Source organism: Marivita sp. (assembly GCF_051251565.1).
GTDB lineage: Bacteria > Pseudomonadota > Alphaproteobacteria > Rhodobacterales > Rhodobacteraceae > Marivita.
Genome location: NZ_JBPOFB010000004.1, coordinates 231025 through 251475 on the forward strand (window position 1 = coordinate 231025; position 20451 = coordinate 251475).

Genomic DNA, 20451 nt, shown 5'->3' on the forward strand with positions numbered 1-20451 from the left:
TAATGTCGGTACATTAAGGCCTGATAATTTCCAACGTATGACGCGTCAAGAGGGTGCGGCCTTAGTTCCCCCGCCAGATCCAGCCACCACCCAGAATGCGGGTGCCGTTCGTTTCGTAGAACACGCAGGCCTGCCCGGGGGATACGCCTTCTTCGGGTGTCAGCAGTTCCACCTCGGCTTCGGTGGCCGAAAGCGGGCGGATGATCGCTGCGCGCGGTGGGCGGGTGGAGCGGACCTTGACTGACACGTGCCATTCGGTCTGGCTGGTGAAATCGGTGTCGCCCAGCCAGTTGATTTCGCGCACTGGAATGGTGCGGGTGGTCAGCAACTCTTTCGGTCCGACAATGACCTGTTTGGTGTCTACATCCAGCTTGACCACATAAAGCGGGTCTTCCAGTCCACCGATGCCCAGCCCGCGCCGCTGGCCGATGGTGTAGTGAATGACGCCATTATGCTGGCCCAGCACGCGGCCATCGGCATGCACGATCTCTCCGGGTTCTGCCGCGCCGGGGCGCAGCTTTTCGATCACACTGGCATAATTGCCGTTGGGCACGAAACAGATGTCCTGACTGTCGGGCTTGTCTGCCACCTGCAATCCATAGCGCGCGGCAAGCTCGCGTGTGGCGTCCTTGGACGGCAAGTGCCCCAAGGGAAAGCGCAGGTAATCCAGCTGTTCCGGTGTGGTTGAAAACAGGAAATAGCTTTGATCGCGGTTGGCATCCTCGGCGCTGTGCAGCTCAGGGCCATGTGCGCCCATCTTGCGCTGGATGTAATGACCGGTGGCCATGCAATCTGCCTCAAGGTCTTTGGCGGTTTCCAGCAGGTCCTTGAATTTCACCCGTTCATTGCAACGGATGCAGGGCACAGGGGTCGCGCCCGCAAGGTAGCTGTCGGCAAATTCGTCGATCACGGCGTCTTTAAAAATGTTCTCATAATCCAGAACGTAATGCGGAAAGCCCATATCTTCGGCCACGCGGCGCGCATCGTGAATATCCAGCCCGGCACAGCACGCGCCTTTCTTGGAGAGCGCGGCACCGTGGTCGTAAAGCTGCAAGGTTACGCCCACCACATCATAGCCTTCCTCGGCCAGTTGCGCCGCTACCACAGAGCTGTCCACCCCACCGGACATGGCGACAACCACGCGGGTTTCCGATGGCGACTTGGCAAAGCCAAGCGAATTGAGTGTCGGCGCGTCGAGGGCCATCGGGGTGTCTCCGGGTGAAGGGGGCTGATCGCGCGAAATATAGGTAAATCTGACATACTCTCAACCCTTCGCTTCACGTCACATTAAGGCCAATTGCGCAAAGGTCTTTGCAAGCAGGACTTCAGGGCTTGGAAAGGGCCGGAATATGTATCTAAAAAAAGCAAACGGGCCGCGCACTGTGACCCTGTCAAACGGGACCATTTTGACCCAGGCCGATCTGCCGCCGCCGAACACCTATCGCTGGGTGGCGTCACGCAAGGCCATGGTTGTCGATGCCGTGGTGCACAACCTGATTTCAAAGAAAGAAGCCTTGGCGCGCTATGAATTGAGCGAGGAAGAACTGGACGCTTGGATCGCCGCCGCATCCCGTCACGGGCGCGATGCTTTGAAAGCCACGGCTGTTCAACGATACCGGTGATCGCGACTGCAACCTTGGGTTGCATAAATGCAGAGCGCGTGCTAACCTAAGGTTAACCTTTTCTCGTCAATGTGGCTGAGCCGGACGTTGACATTGCGGAGAAACCAGATGCGCGTACTCTTGGTCGAAGATGACCCGACCACTTCGAAAAGCATCGAATTGATGTTGGGCAATGCCAATTTGAATGTCTATTCCACCGATCTGGGGGAAGAAGGCATCGATCTGGCCAAGCTGTACGACTACGATTTGATCCTGCTTGATCTCAACCTGCCCGATATGAACGGGTTCGAGGTTTTGCGACAATTGCGCCTTGCGCGGATCGAAACACCGATCCTGATCCTGTCGGGCAATGATGCCAGCGAAGACAAGATCAAAGGCTTTGGGTTTGGGGCAGATGATTACCTGACAAAACCCTTCCACCGCGAAGAACTGATCGCGCGGATTCACGCGATCATCCGACGGTCCAAGGGTCATTCGCAATCCATTATCCGCACGGGTAAGGTCGAAGTTAATCTTGATGCCAAGACGGTGCAGGTGGATGGGACAATTGTGCATCTGACAGGCAAGGAATACCAGATGCTTGAACTGCTCAGCCTGCGCAAGGGCACAACCTTGACCAAGGAAATGTTCCTCAACCACCTTTACGGTGGCATGGATGAACCTGAACTCAAGATCATTGACGTGTTCATTTGCAAATTGCGCAAGAAACTGGCCGAAGCAACCGGCGATGGCAGCTATATCGAAACGGTCTGGGGACGTGGATACGTTCTGCGCGACCCGGATGTGGTTGAAGACGGTCGCATCGCCATCGGAGCATAGCGCCGTTTTCCCCTCACCGCTCGCGGCAGGGATCCAGTAGCCTCCCCTATTGGGGCAAACACCCATTTCGACACGGGACGGCACTGGATCTGACGCCATATGTCGTTTCAAATCTGGACGCTGTGCGACCCCGGGCCTATCACTCTGTTCAGGATGCAAGGCCAATGGGGGGCACATGACAGAGCAGGTGATCGCGGTCGAAGATCTGTCAGAGGCGGATGCACGTTCCGAACTTGACCGCTTGGCGGCACTCTTGGGACGGGCGAACGCGGCCTATCACACGCAGGATGCCCCCGAGATATCGGACGCTGAGTATGACCACCTCAAGCGCCGCAATGCCGAGATTGAGGCGCGCTTTCCCATCCTGAAACGTGCCGATAGCCCCAGTGATCAGGTCGGCGCGCCGGTGGCTGACGGGTTCACCAAGGTCGCGCATGAAATCCGCATGATGTCGCTGTCGAACGCGTTCGAAGATGCAGACATCACCAGCTTTGACCAAAGCATTCGCCGCTATCTGGGTCTGTCGGACGATGCGCCGCTGGCCTATACGGCAGAGCCCAAGATCGATGGGCTGTCGCTGTCCCTTCGGTACGAGCGTGGCACATTGGTGCAGGCGGCAACACGCGGTGACGGGGCGGTGGGTGAAAACGTCACCGCAAATGCGCGCACGATTGACGACATTCCCCAAACCCTTACCGGCGCGCCCGATATCCTTGAGGTGCGCGGCGAAGTTTACATGAGCCATGCAGACTTTGCCGCCCTGAATGACCGGCAAACGGCACGGGGCGGCAAGGCCTTTGCCAACCCGCGCAATGCCGCCGCCGGATCGCTTCGGCAACTGGATGCGGGCATCACCAAGGACCGGCCGCTTCGGTTCTTCGCGTATTCGTGGGGCGCGCTCAGCGAACCGCTTGCCGACACCCAGACCAACGCCATTGCAAGGCTCAAGGCGTTGGGGTTCCAGACGAATCCGCTCACCAAACGCTGCGCCGGGCCGGATGATATGATCGCGCAGTACCGCCAGATCGAAGATCAGCGCGCGACGCTTGGCTATGACATTGACGGTGTGGTCTACAAAGTGGACGATCTTGGCTATCAGTCACGGCTGGGCTTTCGATCGACCACACCGCGTTGGGCGATCGCGCATAAATTCCCGGCGGAACTGGCGTGGACGCGGCTCGAATCCATCGACATTCAGGTCGGCCGCACCGGCGCGCTCAGCCCGGTGGCCCGGCTGACACCTGTCACCGTGGGGGGCGTGGTGGTGTCGAACGCGACGCTGCACAATGAAGACTATATCGCCGGACGTGATGCCACCGGCACGCCGATCCGGGGTGGCAAGGACATCCGCGTCGGCGACTGGGTGCAGGTCTATCGCGCGGGCGACGTGATCCCGAAAGTGGCGGATGTGGATCTTGATAAACGCCCAAACGGCACCCAACCGTATGAATTCCCTAATCTTTGCCCGGAATGCGGGTCCGAGGCCATCCGCGAAGAAGGCGATGCAGTGCGCCGGTGCAGCGGTGGCCTGATCTGCCCCGCGCAGGCGGTGGAAAAGCTTAAACATTTTGTGTCGCGCGCCGCCTTCGACATCGAAGGTCTGGGCGCAAAGCAGGTGGAACAGTTCTACATTGACGGCTGGGTCAAAGAACCCGCGGACATCTTCACCCTGCGCGACCGCTATGGCACTGGGATGCAACAGCTCAAGAACCGCGAAGGCTGGGGCGAAAAATCGGCGCAAAACCTGTTTGATGCCATCGACGAAAAGCGCAGCATCCCTCTCGGGCGGCTGATCTTTTCGCTGGGTATTCGCCATGTGGGCGAAGTGGTTGCGAACCTTTTGGCACGGTCCTACGGCACATGGGACGCGTTCGAGACAGCCATTGACGCAGGGCATGATCCCGACGGCGACGCATGGGCCAACCTGATCGACATTGATGGCATTGGCAAAGTCGTCGCCACTTCGCTTGTCTCAACCTTCGCGCAAGAGGCAGAACGCGCGTCGATCAACCGATTGGTCGTGCACTTGTCCGTGCAACACGCAGTGCGCCCACAAACCGAAGGCAGTCCTGTCGCGGGCAAAACCGTGGTTTTCACCGGGTCTCTGGAACGGATGACCCGGGCCGAGGCCAAAGCGCGGGCCGAGGCGTTGGGGGCCAAGGTGTCGGGGTCGGTGTCGGCCAAAACCGATCTGCTGGTCGCGGGGCCGGGCGCGGGGTCAAAGGAAACCAAGGCGCGTGATCTGGGGGTTGCCATCATCGACGAAGATGGTTGGTTTGACCTGATCGAGGGCGCATGACCGGCAGGCCGGAAATCCTGTTTCCGCTGTTCGGCGATCTGGGCGGGCTCAAGGGGGTTGGCCCCAAAACTGCCGACACTCTGGGCCATATGGGAATCATGGCGCCGCGCGATCTGCTCTACACGCTGCCCCATTCCGTGGTGGATCGCCGCCTGAGGGACACGGTGCAAGGTGCTGATTTACCATCAACTTTAACGGTTGAGGTCGAGATCTGTGCGCACCGCCCGCCGCGCACCAAGGGCGGGGCATACCGCGTACAGGTCGAGGATGCGCAGATCGCGTTTCAGATCGTGTTCTTCCATGCGCGCGGCGATTATGTGTCGAAAATCCTGCCCTTTGGCGCGCGGCGCATCGTGTCGGGCAAGGTGGAGTTTTTCGATGGCATGGCGCAGATGGTGCATCCCGATCATGTGCTGATGCCCGACGAGGCGGCGACCCTGCCAGAGTATGAACCGGTCTATCCGCTCACTGCGGGGGTGACGCAAAAGACGATGGTCAAGGCGGCGACCGATGCGCTGACGCGGGCCCCCGATCTGGCGGAATGGGTCGATCCCAGATTGATGGAGCGTGAAGACTGGCCAAGCTGGCGCGCCGCAATGGATATGGCCCACGCCCCCAAAGGTCTGGGCGCGCTGTCGCTGGACAGCCCGGCACGGCGGCGACTGGCTTATGATGAACTGATGGCGCATCAGCTGACACTTGCGTTGGCCCGTGCGCAGAAACGCGCCAAGCCCGGAGTTGAAACCTCTGGTAATGGCAAGCTGCGCCACAAGGTGATGACCGTGTTGCCCTACAGGCCGACGGACGCGCAGATGCGCAGCATTGACGAGATCACCGATGACATGGCCAGCCCGCACCGGATGAACCGCTTGCTTCAGGGCGATGTGGGGTCGGGCAAGACGCTTGTTGCGTTTATGGCGCTGCTCACAGCGGTCGAGGCAGGCGGGCAGGGTGTCATGATGGCCCCAACGGAAATCCTGGCGCGTCAACATCTTGAGGGGTTGCAACCTTTGGCCGAGGATGCGGGCGTTGTGCTTGAACTGCTCACCGGGCGCGACAAGGGGACCGAGAGAAAGGCGAAACTGGCTGCTCTTCAGCGTGGCGATATTCAGATCCTTGTAGGCACACATGCGGTGTTTCAAAAAGACGTGGAATTTGCCGATCTGCGGCTGGCGATCATCGACGAACAGCACCGGTTCGGGGTTCGTCAACGGTTGGAGCTGGGGCGCAAGGGGCAGGCGGTGGACGTGCTGGTCATGACCGCGACACCGATCCCACGCTCACTTGCATTGGCGCAATATGGCGATATGGATGTGTCTGTGTTGGACGAAAAGCCGCCCGGCCGTACGCCGGTCAAAACCGCGCTGTTGTCCAACGAACAGATGGACGGTGTTGTGGAGCGATTGCGGCAGGCGGTGGCAGAAGGGCGGCAAGCGTATTGGGTCTGTCCGCTGGTCGATGAAAGCGAAGTTTCGGACCTGACGTCGGCGGAAGAGCGGTTCAAACGCCTGCGCGCTCTTCTGGGCGAGGGGGTTGTGGGCCTCGTACACGGCCAGATGCCCCCTGCTGACAAGGACGCGGCGATGGCGCGGTTCGTGTCCGGGCAGACGGGCGTTCTGGTGGCGACCACGGTGATCGAGGTTGGGGTCAATGTGCCCAATGCTTCGATTATGGTGATCGAACGCGCCGAAACGTTCGGTTTGGCGCAACTGCACCAGCTGCGGGGGCGGGTTGGGCGCGGGGCTGCGGCCTCGACCTGTTTGTTGCTCTACCAACCGCCGCTGGGGGAAACCGGATTGAAACGTCTGACCACCTTGCGCGAAACCGAAGACGGGTTTCGGATATCCGAGGTCGATCTTGAAATGCGCGGTGCGGGTGATGTTCTGGGCACGGTGCAATCGGGTTTGCCCCGGTTTCAGATCGCCGATCTGGAACGTCAGGCTAGCTTGATGGAGACAGCGCAAGACGACGCGCGCAAGCTGCTTTTGGATGATCCGGGCCTTGTGTCCGCACGCGGCCAGGCCGCGCGGGCGCTGTTGTACCTGATGAAGCAGGACCAGGCGATTCAGCTTATTTCGGTGGGTTAACCGCTTTTGTTCTCAAATGTTCTCAAAAAGTTCTTTACAAAACGTTTCCGATGTGAGAACAAAATAGCAACAAGGAGGACGTCATCATGATGCAGCGGATCAAAACCTCGATCTCTTCGGCTAAGGCACTTACCAATACGGCGCTTCTTCAGGATGCGCTTGGTGCCATGTCTCTGGTCGTGATGCTGGTTGCAGCGCTGCACTTGCCGGTGCTTGTCTGAGTTTGTTTTCTGCCTGCGTGTTTGCCTGACCGCTCAACTGCATCCTGTCCCAACGGATGCACCTGTCCCAGAAGGTTGCCTGCCTTCAGAGCTGCGACGGCCCCCAACGAACGCGCGACTTTGCCGCCGCCTTCTTTTGAAGTGCGGCGGTTTTTTTATCATCTGGTAAATTTCTGGGTTATGCCGATTGCGTTTGCACAAGCTGCGCCACGGCCTCGGATGCGGCGTCCAGTGTCAGCAAGATCGAAGCGTGACGGTTTTTGAATGCCACAGCCGGGCGCAACACCTCTAGCCCGTCAAACGGGGCGGAGGGGGTTGGGCCATCGTCCTTGAGCATGGCGCGCAAGTCGTCTCGGGCCTGTACGATTTGATCGGGCGTCGTGCCAAGGATGGCCCCGCCGACAACAGACGCAGCAGCCTGACCCAAAGCGCAGGCTTTGACGTCTTGGCCAAAGGCGCTGACCGTTCCGTTCGCAAGGTTCAGGTCCACGGTCACGGTTGACCCACACAACGGCGAGCGTTTCTTGACCGTCGCGCCGGGTGCTGACAGCCGCCCGTGATGCGGGATGTCCGCCGCCAGTTCAAGGATGCGGCCAGAATAGAGTTTGATCAGATCGGTGTCGCCGGACATGGCTTTCCCTTTTGCGGTTCCCTCCTTAGATAGGGGACCAAGCGGCGGATGCAAAAAGGTTTTTCCCCATGAGCTTTGATCCTGCGACTTTGGTCTATAATGACGCGGGCCTGATCCCTGCGATTGCACAGGATGCTGTCAGCGGCGAGGTGCTGATGATGGCATGGATGAACGCCGAGGCGGTTGCCAAGACCCTCGAGACCGGGCGCGTGACCTATTGGTCACGGTCGCGGGCGGCGTTTTGGGTCAAGGGCGAAAGTTCAGGCCATGTGCAAGCTTTGGTGGCGTTCCGGGTCGATTGTGACCGCGATTGTCTTTTGGTGACGGTGAACCAGTCCGGGCCCGCCTGTCACACCAATCGGCGGTCGTGTTTTTACACCGAAGTTCAGAACGGCGCCGAGATTGAGATCATGGCACCTTTGCAGACGTAGATTTTGCATATTTGAAAAAAGAAGAAGCAAGGGATGGGATTAAAGCCCGACCATGGCCCTGATGTCAGCCGGGGTTGCACCTTCGGCGCGGTAGAGCGCGATTGCGCGCGCATCGTCGCGTTTGGCCAGGCGTTTTCCGGCGGCGTCGCGGATCAGGCGGTGATGGTGATAAATCGGTGTGGGCAGGCCCAGAAGGGTTTGCAGCAGCACATGAATTGGCGTGGCACTGGCCAGGTCTTCGCCCCGGATCACATGGGTGATGCCTTGGGCGGCATCATCCACCACAACGCTCAGGTGGTAGGCGGCGGTTTTGGTGTCGCGCCGTGCGAGGACTACGTCCCCGATCTCTTGCTCCAGCTGCGCGCGGGTTAACCTTAATGCGGGGTGACAGCCGGTTTCGATGTATTGAGGGATGTCTTCGAGGCTGTTTAGGGCTTTGGCCATGTTCAGGCGCACCGCGTCGGTGTCTGTGCGGTCTTGCCACGCGCGGTGGCGGCAGATGCCGGGATAGACCAGACCATCCGGCCCGAGCAGCGGCGTGCCTTCTTGCGGGGCAGATACGGCGCGGCGTATGTCGCCTCGGGTGCAGGAGCAGGGGTAGAGCAGCCCCATGTCGCCCAGCTGCGTGATCGCCGCATCATAAGCGGCGGTGGTGTCGGACTGGCGCAGCACCGGCGTTTCCCATGTCAGGCCAAGCCACGCGAGATCATCATAGGTTTGAGCCTCAAACGCCGGTGTGCAGCGCGCCGCGTCGGTGTCTTCGATCCGCAGCAGGAACCTGCCTTGTACCGCGCGTGCCATATCAAACGCCAAAAGCGCAGAATAGGCATGGCCCAGATGCAAGGGGCCAGTCGGGCTCGGGGCAAACCGGGTGATGAACGTCACTATTCCGCTGCGGATTTTGCAGGTTCCTGTTCCGCGAGCCAGTCCGACCATGCCGCTTTGGCGCGGTCTGTATAGGCTTTGTAGCGGTCTTTGCGGCCACGGCGGCCGCCCTTGAGCCCGTCGACGGGGCGAAAGAGACCGAAATTGACGTTCATCGGCTGGAACGTCTTGGCGTCGGCCCCGCCGGTGATGTGGTGGATCAGCGCACCATGGGCGCTGTCATGGGGGACTGTCGGCATCGGCTGGCCGGTCATTTCGGCAGCCGCCATGCGCCCAGCCAAAAGACCCATGGCCGAGGATTCGACATACCCTTCGACCCCAGTGACCTGACCGGCAAAGCGGATATTGGGCTTTGAGCGCAGGCGCATCTGATCGTCGAGCAGCGTCGGGCTGTTGAGGAAGGTGTTGCGGTGGATGCCGCCAAGACGCGCAAAGCTTGCTTCTTCAAGGCCGGGTATTGTTTTGAAAACAGCAGCCTGCGCACCATACTTCATCTTTGTTTGAAAGCCGACAATATTGTAAAGTGTCCCCAGCGCGTTGTCGCGGCGCAGTTGCACGACCGCCCACGGCTTGACGTCAGGCGCATGTGGATTGGTCAGGCCAACAGGCTTCATCGGACCGTGGCGCAGGGTTTCGCGGCCACGTTCGGCCATCACTTCGATGGGCAGGCACCCGTCGAAATAGCCAGCGGTTTCGCCTTCGTGGAATTCGGTCTTGTCGGCGGCCAGCAGCGCGTCGATGAAGGCGTCGTACTGCGCCTTGTCCATCGGGCAGTTGATATAGGCGCGCTGTTCTTCCTCGGTCTCGCCCTTGTCATAGCGCGATTGCAGCCAGGCTTTGGACATGTCGATGCTGTCAAAATAGATGATGGGGGCGATAGCGTCGAAAAAGGCAAGCCGGTCCGTGCCTGTCTCGGTTTGGATCGCGTCCCCCAAGGCGGCACTGGTGAGCGGCCCGGTGGCGAAAATCCAATGGCCTTGATCTGGTAGTTCCGTGACTTCTTCGTAGCTTACACGGATGTTTTGATGTGCATGCAGGCGGCGGGTGATGTCGGCGCTGAACGCGTCACGATCCACGGCCAACGCACCCCCTGCGGGCAGGCGATGTTGGTGCGCGGTGTTGATGATCAAGCCGCCCGCTTCGCGCATTTCCCAATGCAACAGTCCGACTGCGTTTTGTTCGTGATCATCCGAGCGGAAGGAGTTGGAGCACACCATTTCGCCCAGATCACCTGTCTTGTGGGCGAAGGTTGCGACCTTGGGGCGCATTTCATGGATAACGACCTGTATGCCGCGATGCGCGGCCTGCCAGGCTGCTTCGGACCCGGCCATTCCGCCGCCGACGATGTGGAGTTCTTGTGTCATGGGGTGCCTGTAATCCGTTGGGGGGAGTTTGTCACGTCACTGATCCGGGGCAATAAGGCCCAATCCGCGCAGGTAGACGCCGATGGCGGATTCGAGAAGTTCTTCGGGCGGAAAGGGCGAAATGGCGCCGGGTGAATTGCGCGCAAAGAGTTCGACCACGCCGTGGCTCAGCGCCCAGATGTGGGCCGAAAACATCGACGCGGGGGGGCGTTTGTCGGGTGGAATATGCTGCGACAGGTCTTCGGCGGCGCGCTCAAACACGGCGCGGGCGCGGGCCGAGGCGGCGGCAAGGTCGGGCGTGCGGTTCACCGAGATGCCACTTTCAAACATAGCAATATAATGGCCGGGGTATTTTCGCGCAAAAGCGAGGTATGCGCGGCCCGTCGCCTCGAACGCGGCGAGCGCCGAGGGTTGGCCGCTGTCATAGGCATATTGCATCACGTCGGTGAAGATCTCGTAGCCCTGAAGGGCGGCTTCGGCGATCAGGTCTTCGCGGCCTTCGAAATGACGGTAGACGGCGGCGGGGGTGACGCCAGCCTGTTTCGCGGCCTCGGACAGGGTAAAGCCGGTTGGGCCTTTTTCGGTGATCAGCTCGAGCGCTGCATCGACCAAGGCCTGCCGGAGATTGCCGTGATGGTAGCCGCGTTTAGCCATCCCAAATGTCCGGTCCGCCACAGACCTTGGGGTCGATCTGACCAAGCGCTTTGACGTCCTTGCGGGTGTAATCGAGTTGGGTCAAAACGCTGCGAACAGCGTTGATCCGCGCGCGACGTTTATCGTCAGCGCGCACAATGGTCCACGGCGCGTGATCGGTATGGGTCTTGGCAAAGGTTTCCTTGATGGCATCACTATAGGCATCCCAACGTTTTAGGCCTTCAACGTCAATCCATGAGAGTTTCCATTGCTTTAGCAGGTCTTTTTCACGTGACATAAAGCGGCGCAATTGCTCGGCGCGGCCGACATTGAGCCAAATCTTGAAAAGCTTGACCCCATCTTCGACCAACATGCGTTCAAAATCAGGGGTTTGCCGAAAAAAATGCAAGCGCTGTTCAGGCGTGCAGAAGTCGAACACATGTTCAACCACGGCGCGGTTGTACCAGCTGCGGTCAAAGAATGTGATGTCGCCGGCCGCAGGCAGATGGTCGATATAGCGCTGAAAATACCATTGTGTGGCTTCGGTATCGGTGGGCTTCGACAGGGCCACTACATGCGCGCCGCGGGGATTAAGGTTTTCACGGAAGCGTTTGATTGTACCGCCTTTTCCTGCTGCGTCACGCCCCTCGAACACGATTGCAACGCGCGTACCCGTTTCGCGTGCCCATGTCTTCATCTTGACCAGTTCGATCTGAAGCGCGTGCAGATCTTTCTCATAGGCCTTGCGCGGCATGCGTTCGGAATAGGGATAGGCCGGGTTGATGATATCATCTTTCTCGGCGCGTTTGATCGCGTTGCGGATGTCTTCGGGGGCATCGTTCTTGAAGAAGGCACTGATCGCACCGTCAAAGGGAAGGTCCATCTGCGGCCCTTTCTATCATCTGCTCTGATACGAATATGGGATGTTAATGCGATTAACGCAAACCCGCACGTTGGGCGGCGCGGTCTATGGCGGCAATAACGTCGGGTTCGGCGGCGTGATGCGGCATATGACCAATCCCCTTGAGGACGGTCAGTTGTGCGTTCTTGATCTGTTGGGACAAGGGGACCGAGTGGATCGACAGGCCAACGGTGGTGTCGGCGTCGCCATGCACGATCTCGGTGGGCACGCGGATCGTATCGTACCGGGTATAAAGCGCGGTGATTTCATCCAACAGGTTGGCACGTTGTTTGGCATTGGCGCGCATCGAAACACGGCGCAGCGTCAAGGGTGCGCCGATATGTTCGGCGTAACCCTCGGGTTCTTTCTGGGGGGCGAACACGCCTTCGATGGCGCGGTCGACCAGTGGGTTTGGCACAAAGGCGGTCAGGGCGGGAACCACTGTTGCGCTGCCCAGATCGCTTGAAGTGATCTTGTAGAACAGGCTCAAATCGCTGGACCAAGGGTTTGACGCTGCGGCCAGCAGGATCAGCGCGGATAGGCTGTTGGGGCGTTCCACTGCCCAGGCCAGTGCGACCGCGCCGCCATAACTTTGGCCCAGAACCATAGGTTTTTGCAGGCCAAGTTGGTCGGACGCATCGGCCAAAAGGGTTGCCTGTTCGAGCAGTGTTGTCCCGTCGGGATTGACCCGTTCGGTGTAACCAAGGCCTGGCCTGTCGAACGCGGTCACGCGGTAATGGTCGGCCAGTTTGTCTACCAGCGAAAAGGTGAAATCGCGCAGGTTGCCGCTGGCTCCGTGGATCAGAACAATGTCGGGGCCGTCGCCCTTGGTGACATAGTGTACGCGGGTTCCGTTGACGGTCAGGAACTGGCCTTGCGGCGGAAACTGTTCTTCGGCCCTGGCTTCACGATAGCTTGCCGTGCAGCCGGTTGTGAAAACCACCGCGGCTGCGCATCCCAGAAGTACCCCGAGCCCCTTTAACGCCAAAGTCGCCTCCTACTTTTTGCGCAAATCCGTACTGGCTGCGCCGATCTGATCAATGTCGAATGGAGTTGTCAGGTAGATCTCTGAAATCCAGTTGCCATAAAGAAGATGCGCGTGGCTGCGCCAGCGGTTCTGTGGCGGTTGGCTTGGATCGTTGTTGGGGTAGTAATTGGCGGGCACGTTGATTGGCGTGCCATTGGCGATATCGCGGTCATATTCGTCCTTGAGCGTGCCGCTGTCATATTCAAAATGGTTAAACACATAAAGCGCCCGATGCGCGGGGTCTTCGACAAGGCACGGCCCGGTTTCGGCGCTGTCGATGAGGATTGGCAGTCCTGCATCTATCACGTCGTCGCGGCGGATTTCTGTCCAGCGGCTGACCGGGATGACCATGTCGTCCGAAAAGCCCCGCAGGTAGGGCGAGGCGGGTACAAGGTTGCGGTGCCGGACACAGCCAAATGCCTTTTGTGGCAGGTCGATTTTCGGCACCTCGTGGAAATGGTTGATCATCGCCATACCGCCCCAGCACACGCCGAATGTGGAATGCACATGGGTCTGGGTCCAGTTCATCACTTGCGTGAGCTCATCCCAGTAAGTGACTTCGTCGAATGGCAAATGTTCAATAGGTGCGCCGGTGATGATAAGCCCGTCAAATTTTTCGCCGCTCTCCACCACTTCGGTGAAGGGGCGGTAAAAGCTCTCCATATGTTCGGCGGCGGTGTTCTTGGCATGGTGTTCGGACATGCGGATCAGGCTGAATTCGATCTGCAATGGGGTCGATCCGATCAGCCGGGCAAATTGGTTCTCGGTCTGGATTTTCTTTGGCATCAGGTTGAGCAAAGCAATCCGCAGCGGGCGGATGTCTTGTTGGCTGGCCAGTTCATCGGGAATGACCATCACGCCTTCGCGCTTGAGCACGGCGTAGGCGGGCAGGTTATCGGGCAGTTTGATAGGCATGACTTACAGTCTTTTCTGGTCTAGCGCGCTTGCGATCAACGCGTCAAAGTTTTGCGGCGTGGCGTCTGCCATCAGGTCGTGGGCGTCGATGGTGACGCCCCAGCGTTCGGCCATCATTTGGTAGCGCGGCTGGCGATGTGCAAGGGCTTGCGCATAGGTCCAGCGGATGAAGGCATCGGGATCAACATCGTCTGGTTGAATGTTGTTTTCGCTCAGGTATTGGTTCCATGTGCGGGTCAGGAACTCGGGCTGGTAGGCCATCGGTTTAGGGGCTTTGTCAAAGCGGCGGACCAGCTCTTGGGTGTGGGCGGTGTCGCCTTTGATCCAGACCAAAAGCGCGTGTTTGGACAATTCTGCCATGATCGGATCGTTGGGATCTTGTGGGTCGACCCATTCACAGATGGACCCGCCGGTGTCGCAGACAAAATGCGGGTAGCCATAAAGATCCGCCGCACGGTCGATGAAATAGCCGGTGTCCAGCAGGGCCGCCATCTCGGCGCGGCGGAACTGGTCCTGCCGCTTGCGGTATTCGTCGATCAGAACGCCGCCGCGTGCGGGGTCTCCGGGTTTGCCCAGATAGGCGGCGACGGGGGCGAGGTTCTCAAACGTCAGGTTGGAGCCGATATAGATCGAGTCCGACATCAGCAGGTCGCGCAGGAACGGCACCTTCATCGCTTCGCGTTTGGCGTTGTCGGCGATGTATTCGCCCATATACCGCGTACCGATGCGGTAATCGATCGAGTAGTGGAACCAGTCGCCGCTGTCGCGCAGCAGGTTGGAAATGTGGGTCTTGCCCAAGCCCGACATGGCAAACAGCACAACGCGCTTGTGCGGCGCGTGTCGCCAATCCTGTCCAGTTGCATAGATCATTGCGCCGTTCCGTGTCTGAAATACCGTCGTATCGGAGTAACGAGGCGGACCGGGGGCGTCAAACGGTTGTGGCGCTGCGGCGACGTTTCCAAAGGCGACCGTCAATGATGCTCAGGCCAAGGGCAAGGATGGCAAAGCCGACATATTCGCCCGTGTGCAGCGTTTCATTGCGCACAAGCGCGCCCAGCGTGATGGCAACCGGCGGGATCAGAAGTGTGACGAGCATCAGGTTGCCGCTGCCCGCCATGCCCAGCACGCGGTAATACAGCAGGTAAGCAAAGGCCGTTGCGATGATGGCGTAATACCCGATGGACATCCATGTCGCGGACGACAGCGACAGTGTGGGCAGGCCTTCGACGGTGATGGCAAACGGGATCATGATCAGTGTCGATCCCGTCAGCATTCCCGCTGCGGCAAGGACAGGCGGAACGCCCGCCAGAGTCTTACGCGCCCATGCCCCGGCAAAGGCGTAGGACATGGTTCCTGCGACCACCGCAATCTGGGCCAGCGAGGTTGTGTCGAATTGCTTGAGAGCATCCAGCCCAATGGCGGTACAGACGCCCAGAAACCCGATGCCCACCCCCAACATCTTGCGCGGGGTCAGGCGTTCATCGGCAAACACCATTGCAGCGACCAGCACGCCAAAGATCGCCGTAGAGGCGTTGAAGATCGAGGTCAGGCCAGTTGGGATATGAAGCTGCCCCCACGCCATCAGGCTGAACGGGATCACATTGTTGAGCAGCCCCATCACAAGGAACGCGCCCCAGATCGGCAGACTGCGCGGGATCTGCAACCGCATCAGCGCCGCTACGGTCCAAAGCACTAACATCGCCCAGAAAGTGCGATGCAGGACCGATGTCAGTGGACCGATCTCATCAAGAGCGGTGCGGATGGCAAGGAATGAGCCGCCCCAGATCAGGGCCAGCAGCGACAGTTCAGCCCATGCGCGGGCCGAGAGTGTGGTCTGTTGGATCATGGTGCCATATGGCCTGCTGGGGTGGTGCCGTGCGACCCGGATCTTGCGCAAGCCACGAAAAACCCCGCCAGATATGCTCTGGCGGGGTCACGACGGTCACAGGTCTACCGCTTAAAAGTCGACCGTTAGTGAAATCCCGGCACCCAAAGCGGTGTTGCTTTCGAATTTCACACCCGATGCGTCCTCGGCATCGCCGATCCACGCATATTCCAAACCGCCGCGCCAGGTCAGGTTGTCCATCTTGTATTGCCCTCCAATGCCAAGACTGACAATGCCGTCACGCGGGGCCAGACGGGAAACCACGTCGCCATTCTGTGCCTCGTAGGTGACCTGCGCAAAACCCGAAAGGTCTTCGTTAAAGGCGCGGCCAACACCGAGTTTCCATGTGGTGCCGTCACTGTCGAAACCGGTGATCGCGCCGCCTGTGACGTTCTCGTATTCCGGTGTGCTGACTTCCCACTTGGACCATTCGGTCCATTTGATCTGGCCAAACACCAATGTACCCGGAGCAATCCCGCTTTGGAAGTCGAGCGCTACAACCTGCGGCATCTTCACTTTGGTTTCGCCATTATCCGCATCGATGCCCAGACCGGCGATGGATTCGGACGTGCCGAAATTATGTTCGATCTCGCTGTGCCATGACAGGGCAACGCGCAAGGCGATGTCCGGGATCTCGTAGGCGACGCCAAGGATCGCGCCCCAATCGCCAACGCGGCGACCTTGGGCATTGAACTCCATCGACGTGCCAAAATCCTGCGCTGCGGCACCAAGGCCTTGTGCCTGTGCACCCAAAGCAGCCGCTTGCGCACCCAACGCCTGTGCTGTGGCCAGATCGCCAGCGGCCCCGGCGGCTGCGGCTTCTGCACCCAATGCCTGTGCCTGTGCGCCCAGACCTTGGGCGTTGCGCCCAACAGAGCTGCGGACCAGCAGGTCAGGGATGGTGATGTCAGCCTGGCTTTCGACATAGCGCGCGCCTGCAAACACCGACACGCGATCGGTGATGCGGTATTTGCCGACGATGGAAACCTGATCGCTGTCCCAATCTGCAACAAGGCCCGCATACACGCCTTGGGTGTATTCTGACGCCGCGCCGTAGGGGTTGTTCACGAACAGCCCAAGGGTCAACTTTTCGTTTAAGTCGTTTTTGTAGGCGAAGGTATAGTTCGTGTAATCCTTCGCCATATTGCCGGTGCTGTTTTCCCCGCCGCCTGCGGCGGTGAGTTCGGGTGTATACTTGCCCAAAAGTTCCGGCATCACATGTGAAAAGCCCAGTTGAAGCTGATCGTTCTGCGTAAACAGAAACCCGTAATCATTATTGGCGCGCTCGATGCCACCTGCCTGTACCGCACCCGCAGCCATGGCAAGCGCGGCCGCGCTCGTCATCAGTCGTTTCATTGGACCCTCATCCCTAACTAGTTCGTGTCTCCTCGCGGAATTTGTATCGACACGCAATTTAAACGGTCAATTTTGACCCCACGTCAGCCGAAAGGTTATTCCGCAGCGTCACGGTTTTGTTACGCTCGTGTGATCGCCCAGATGTTGTAGTAATTCGCCCCGAAAATCAGGAGCGCGCCGATCAACACAAACGGGTCGAGAGGTTCTGCGTAAAGCAGCACACCGACAATGGCGATAACCGGCAGGCGGGTAAAATCAATCGGCATGACGATTGTGGCCGGGGCCAGGGACAGGGCTGTTGTCAGGCAGAAATGCGCAACCAATCCCGCCACTGCGATGATCACCACCCATGGCAGGTTGGCGGCTGTGGGCAACGCGATGTCGCCGTCAAATCCGGCGAACGCCAAGCCCAAAACCGCTTGCATCACGGTTAGGTAGAACAGGATGCAGGTGATGGTTTCGGTGCGCGTCAGCTTGCGGGTGAAAACCGCCGATCCGGCAAAGCCGATGGCCGCCAGCGCCGCCGTGACGAGCCCGATGTGGAAGGTTTCGGGACTGGGGCGGGTGACGACAAGAATACCGACAAAGCCGATAACCGCCGCGATGGCTTGGGATTTGGTCAGGCGTTCGCCCAGAACAAACGGGGCCAGCAACATCACCCACAAGGGTGAGGTAAATTCCAATGCGAACACCTGTGCCAGGGGAATCACCGTGATCGAATAGAACCACAGGTTTTGTCCGGCAAAGTGGCTGATATTGCGGATAAGGTGCAGGCCCAGCTTTTGCGCGCGCACCTCCCGCAGGGTGCCAGCGGCACTGGCGATCGAGACGACGATGACGATGCCGATCAGGCTGCGGAACATCATGATCTCGAACGTATCAAGATCGAGGCTCACAGCGCGGCCTGCGATCGCCATTGCTGTGAACGACACGATAGCACCGATCATCCAGATGCAGGCGCGGATGGTTGGCGACATGGTCATAGGGGCAGTGCCAGTGGTGTGGCGTTGGATCGGATCACTCTAGTCACGCGGCAACTGGCAACAGCCGGACAGAAACCGCCGTTGGCCCGGCGCGATCATCTGCATGGTGATGGACCACGCGTAGGACCGGTCGCTCATACCATCAAAACAGGTCGCACCAGTAAGTGTCGCTTCGATCACGCGGGTGTCTTCGGCTGCGATGGTGACAAGGGCCGGGCTGCCCAGACGGCCCTCGGCCACTACGATGCTGTCAAAGGCGAAATTTATATCGCCGTCGACGGGGTGCGAATAACGTGCGTCCTCGCCGTAAAGGCCCAATGCCCAGAAGGGTTCGGTGCCGCCGCAAATAATCCCCTCGGGGATGTTGGTGTCGCCAAGGGTTGGCACAGCATCGCGGGTCAGGAACCGGGTCGAAATCCAGCCGTCGCGTTCGTTCAGTGCGATGCGGGCCCAATTGCCGGTTGCGTCGAATTCAAACGCCTCGATCCGGCGGGCATCATGGGCAAGATCGCCGATATCCGCGCTGCGTGCCGAAGGTTCGGCGCGCACATTCAGCACATCGTCCGCGGCAACTCCGATCACACGGTGATAAGTCGGTTCTGCCAGCGCCACGGCTGGCAGGGCAAGCGTTGCAATAACAAGGCCGGCGCGGATCATTCCCATTCGATGGTGCCGGGCGGTTTGGACGTGATGTCATAGGTCACGCGGTTGATGCCCTTGACCTCGTTGATAATGCGGGTGGCGGTCTCGCCAAGGAAATCATGGCTGAACGGGTAGTAATCCGCTGTCATGCCATCGACGCTGTTTACTGCACGCAGGGCGCAGGCGAAATCATAGGTGCGCCCGTCGCCCATCACGCCGACGGTGCGGACTGGCAGGATTGCCACGAATGCCTGCCAAATCTCGTCATACAGCCCGTGTTTGCGGATCTGGTCGATATAGACGGCATCGGCCTTGCGCAGGATTTCAAGTTTTTCGCGGGTGATCTCGCCGGGACATCGGATGGCAAGTCCGGGGCCGGGGAACGGGTGACGTCCGATGAAGCTGTCGGGCAAGCCCAATTCGCGGCCTAATTCGCGCACTTCGTCCTTGAACAGCTCGCGTAGCGGTTCGACCAGTTTGAGGCCCATCTTTTCGGGTAGGCCCCCAACATTGTGGTGGCTCTTGATCGTGACGGACGGACCGCCACTAAAGCTGACGCTTTCGATCACGTCGGGGTAAAGTGTCCCTTGGGCAAGAAATTCCGCACCGTCGATGTCATTGGCGTATTTCTGGAACACGTCAATGAACAGGCGGCCAATGATCTTTCTTTTGGTTTCCGGGTCACTTACGCCGTCAAGCTCACCCAAGAACAGCTCTTGTTCCTGTGCGTGGATGACTTGCAAATTCATGTGGTCACGGAACATGGCGACCACTTCGTCGGCCTCGTTCAGGCGCAAAAGCCCGTGGTCGACAAACACACATGTCAGCTGATCGCCGATCGCCTCATGCAGCAAGGCTGCCGCAACCGAGCTGTCAACGCCGCCGGACAGGGCGCAGATGACCCGTTTGTCGCCGACCTGATCCTTGATCTTGCGGATCGCCTCTTCGCGGTAGGCGTCCATCGTCCAGTCGCCCTTGAACCCGGCCAGTTGCACAAAGTTCTGATAGAGCGTTTTGCCATTAGGAGTGTGGTGCACTTCGGGGTGGAACTGCACCGCGTAGAAATGGCGCGACCGGTCTGCGGTGATGGCAAAAGGCGCACCGGGCGAGGTGCCCAAAACTTCAAAATCAGGCGCGATTTCAGAGACATGGTCGCCGTGGCTCATCCAAACCTGTTCGCGGCCAGACCCGTCCATGAACCAGCCGTGCAGCAGGGCATCACGGGTCTCAGAAGGCGTGACATAGGCGCGGCCAAATTCTGCCGTGGCGTGTTCGCCCGCTTCGACCTTGCCACCCAGATCATGCATCATGACCTGCTGGCCGTAGCAGATGCCAAGGATCGGAACACCCAACGTGTAGGCCGCTTTGGGCGGGCGCGGTGAGCCGTCGCGCATCACACTGTCGGGGCCACCCGAAAAGATGATGGCCTTGGGCGCAAAGTCGGTCAGAAACGCATCCGTCACGTTTTGATAGGGATGAATTTCGCAATAGACATTCAGCTCGCGCAGACGGCGCGCAATAAGCTGCGTCACCTGGCTGCCGAAGTCGATGATAAGAAGGCGGTCGTGTTCTGATGTGCTCATGGCTCCTGATAGGCAGAGCTATGGAAAATGGCAATATTCCCGATGCGCCTGATTCAGGTTGTGCGCCAAGAGGGCTTAGGGGACGGAATGTCGCTTTCGCAACGCACAGGACGTAATCCGTCGCTGGTGCGCCACGATCACACTTTATGCAGAGGCCACCGGACGCT

The 20451-nt window shown here is 59.3% G+C and carries 20 protein-coding genes; 6 read left to right on the forward strand and 14 right to left on the reverse strand.

What is annotated here, in order from left to right; genetic code table 11:
* Positions 1-61: 61 nt before the first annotated feature.
* On the reverse strand, positions 62-1204 hold the full coding sequence (mnmA, locus tag ACSHXH_RS07825) for a tRNA 2-thiouridine(34) synthase MnmA (protein ID WP_435671220.1): 1143 nt from the start codon (positions 1202-1204) through the stop codon (positions 62-64).
* Between the two features lie 145 nt (positions 1205-1349).
* On the opposite strand from mnmA, the gene sciP reads away from it, so the two are divergent.
* The 5 genes from sciP (at position 1350) to ACSHXH_RS07850 (ending at position 7048) form a co-directional block, all read left to right on the forward strand.
* Positions 1350-1622, forward strand: coding sequence for a CtrA inhibitor SciP (sciP, locus tag ACSHXH_RS07830; RefSeq protein ID WP_435671221.1), 273 nt, complete (start codon positions 1350-1352; stop codon positions 1620-1622).
* Between the two features lie 108 nt (positions 1623-1730).
* A complete protein-coding gene (gene ctrA, locus ACSHXH_RS07835) occupies positions 1731-2441 on the forward strand; it encodes a response regulator transcription factor CtrA (protein WP_435671222.1) in 711 nt (236 codons plus the stop codon).
* Between the two features lie 175 nt (positions 2442-2616).
* Positions 2617-4740, forward strand: coding sequence for an NAD-dependent DNA ligase LigA (gene ligA, locus ACSHXH_RS07840; RefSeq protein WP_435671223.1), 2124 nt, complete (start codon positions 2617-2619; stop codon positions 4738-4740).
* Positions 4737-6827 carry an ATP-dependent DNA helicase RecG gene (gene recG / locus ACSHXH_RS07845; protein WP_435671224.1) on the forward strand — a complete coding sequence of 697 codons (2091 nt, stop codon included), beginning with the start codon at positions 4737-4739 and terminating at the stop codon, positions 6825-6827. The genes ligA and recG overlap by 4 nt, the downstream gene beginning before the upstream one ends.
* Positions 6828-6913: 86 nt before the next feature.
* Positions 6914-7048 carry a hypothetical protein gene (locus ACSHXH_RS07850; RefSeq protein ID WP_435671225.1) on the forward strand — a complete coding sequence of 45 codons (135 nt, stop codon included), beginning with the start codon at positions 6914-6916 and terminating at the stop codon, positions 7046-7048.
* A 178-nt stretch (positions 7049-7226) separates the two neighbouring features.
* On the opposite strand, the gene ACSHXH_RS07855 is transcribed toward ACSHXH_RS07850, so the two are convergent.
* Positions 7227-7679 (reverse strand): iron-sulfur cluster assembly scaffold protein, encoded by a 453-nt coding sequence (locus ACSHXH_RS07855; RefSeq protein WP_435671226.1) that lies wholly within the window; start codon positions 7677-7679, stop codon positions 7227-7229.
* Between the two features lie 68 nt (positions 7680-7747).
* Between ACSHXH_RS07855 and hisI the strand changes: the two genes are divergently transcribed.
* Positions 7748-8110, forward strand: a complete 363-nt coding sequence (hisI, locus tag ACSHXH_RS07860) for a phosphoribosyl-AMP cyclohydrolase (RefSeq protein WP_435671227.1) — start codon at positions 7748-7750, stop codon at positions 8108-8110.
* Between the two features lie 39 nt (positions 8111-8149).
* On the opposite strand, the gene gluQRS is transcribed toward hisI, so the two are convergent.
* The 12 genes from gluQRS to guaA all read right to left on the reverse strand — a co-directional run bounded on the left by gluQRS (position 8150) and on the right by guaA (position 20284).
* Positions 8150-8995, reverse strand: coding sequence for a tRNA glutamyl-Q(34) synthetase GluQRS (gene gluQRS, locus ACSHXH_RS07865; RefSeq protein ID WP_435671228.1), 846 nt, complete (start codon positions 8993-8995; stop codon positions 8150-8152).
* The gene (gene trmFO, locus ACSHXH_RS07870) at positions 8995-10359 is read right to left on the reverse strand and encodes a methylenetetrahydrofolate--tRNA-(uracil(54)-C(5))-methyltransferase (FADH(2)-oxidizing) TrmFO (protein ID WP_435671229.1); all 1365 of its coding nucleotides are present in this window, start codon (positions 10357-10359) and stop codon (positions 8995-8997) included. The genes gluQRS and trmFO overlap by 1 nt, the downstream gene beginning before the upstream one ends.
* Positions 10360-10395: 36 nt before the next feature.
* A complete protein-coding gene (locus ACSHXH_RS07875; protein WP_435671230.1) occupies positions 10396-11013 on the reverse strand; it encodes a TetR/AcrR family transcriptional regulator in 618 nt (205 codons plus the stop codon).
* Positions 11006-11875, reverse strand: coding sequence for a polyphosphate kinase 2 (ppk2, locus tag ACSHXH_RS07880; protein WP_435671231.1), 870 nt, complete (start codon positions 11873-11875; stop codon positions 11006-11008). The genes ACSHXH_RS07875 and ppk2 overlap by 8 nt, the downstream gene beginning before the upstream one ends.
* 52 nt (positions 11876-11927) lie before the next feature.
* The gene (locus tag ACSHXH_RS07885; protein ID WP_435671232.1) at positions 11928-12836 is read right to left on the reverse strand and encodes an alpha/beta fold hydrolase; all 909 of its coding nucleotides are present in this window, start codon (positions 12834-12836) and stop codon (positions 11928-11930) included.
* 54 nt (positions 12837-12890) lie between these two features.
* The gene (locus ACSHXH_RS07890; RefSeq protein WP_435671233.1) at positions 12891-13835 is read right to left on the reverse strand and encodes a homoserine O-succinyltransferase; all 945 of its coding nucleotides are present in this window, start codon (positions 13833-13835) and stop codon (positions 12891-12893) included.
* Positions 13836-13838: 3 nt separating this feature from the next.
* A complete protein-coding gene (locus tag ACSHXH_RS07895) occupies positions 13839-14705 on the reverse strand; it encodes an ATPase (protein WP_435671234.1) in 867 nt (288 codons plus the stop codon).
* Between the two features lie 58 nt (positions 14706-14763).
* Positions 14764-15681, reverse strand: coding sequence for a DMT family transporter (locus ACSHXH_RS07900; RefSeq protein WP_435671235.1), 918 nt, complete (start codon positions 15679-15681; stop codon positions 14764-14766).
* 111 nt (positions 15682-15792) lie between these two features.
* Positions 15793-17076, reverse strand: coding sequence for an OmpP1/FadL family transporter (locus ACSHXH_RS07905; RefSeq protein ID WP_435671236.1), 1284 nt, complete (start codon positions 17074-17076; stop codon positions 15793-15795).
* Positions 17077-17195: 119 nt separating this feature from the next.
* Entirely contained in the window at positions 17196-18053 is an 858-nt protein-coding gene (locus ACSHXH_RS07910) for a DMT family transporter (RefSeq protein ID WP_435671323.1), read from the reverse strand.
* Positions 18054-18098: 45 nt separating this feature from the next.
* On the reverse strand, positions 18099-18716 hold the full coding sequence (locus ACSHXH_RS07915; protein ID WP_435671237.1) for a hypothetical protein: 618 nt from the start codon (positions 18714-18716) through the stop codon (positions 18099-18101).
* Positions 18713-20284, reverse strand: a complete 1572-nt coding sequence (guaA, locus tag ACSHXH_RS07920; protein ID WP_435671238.1) for a glutamine-hydrolyzing GMP synthase — start codon at positions 20282-20284, stop codon at positions 18713-18715. Before guaA ends, ACSHXH_RS07915 begins: the two co-directional genes overlap by 4 nt.
* Between the last annotated feature and the right edge of the window lie 167 nt (positions 20285-20451).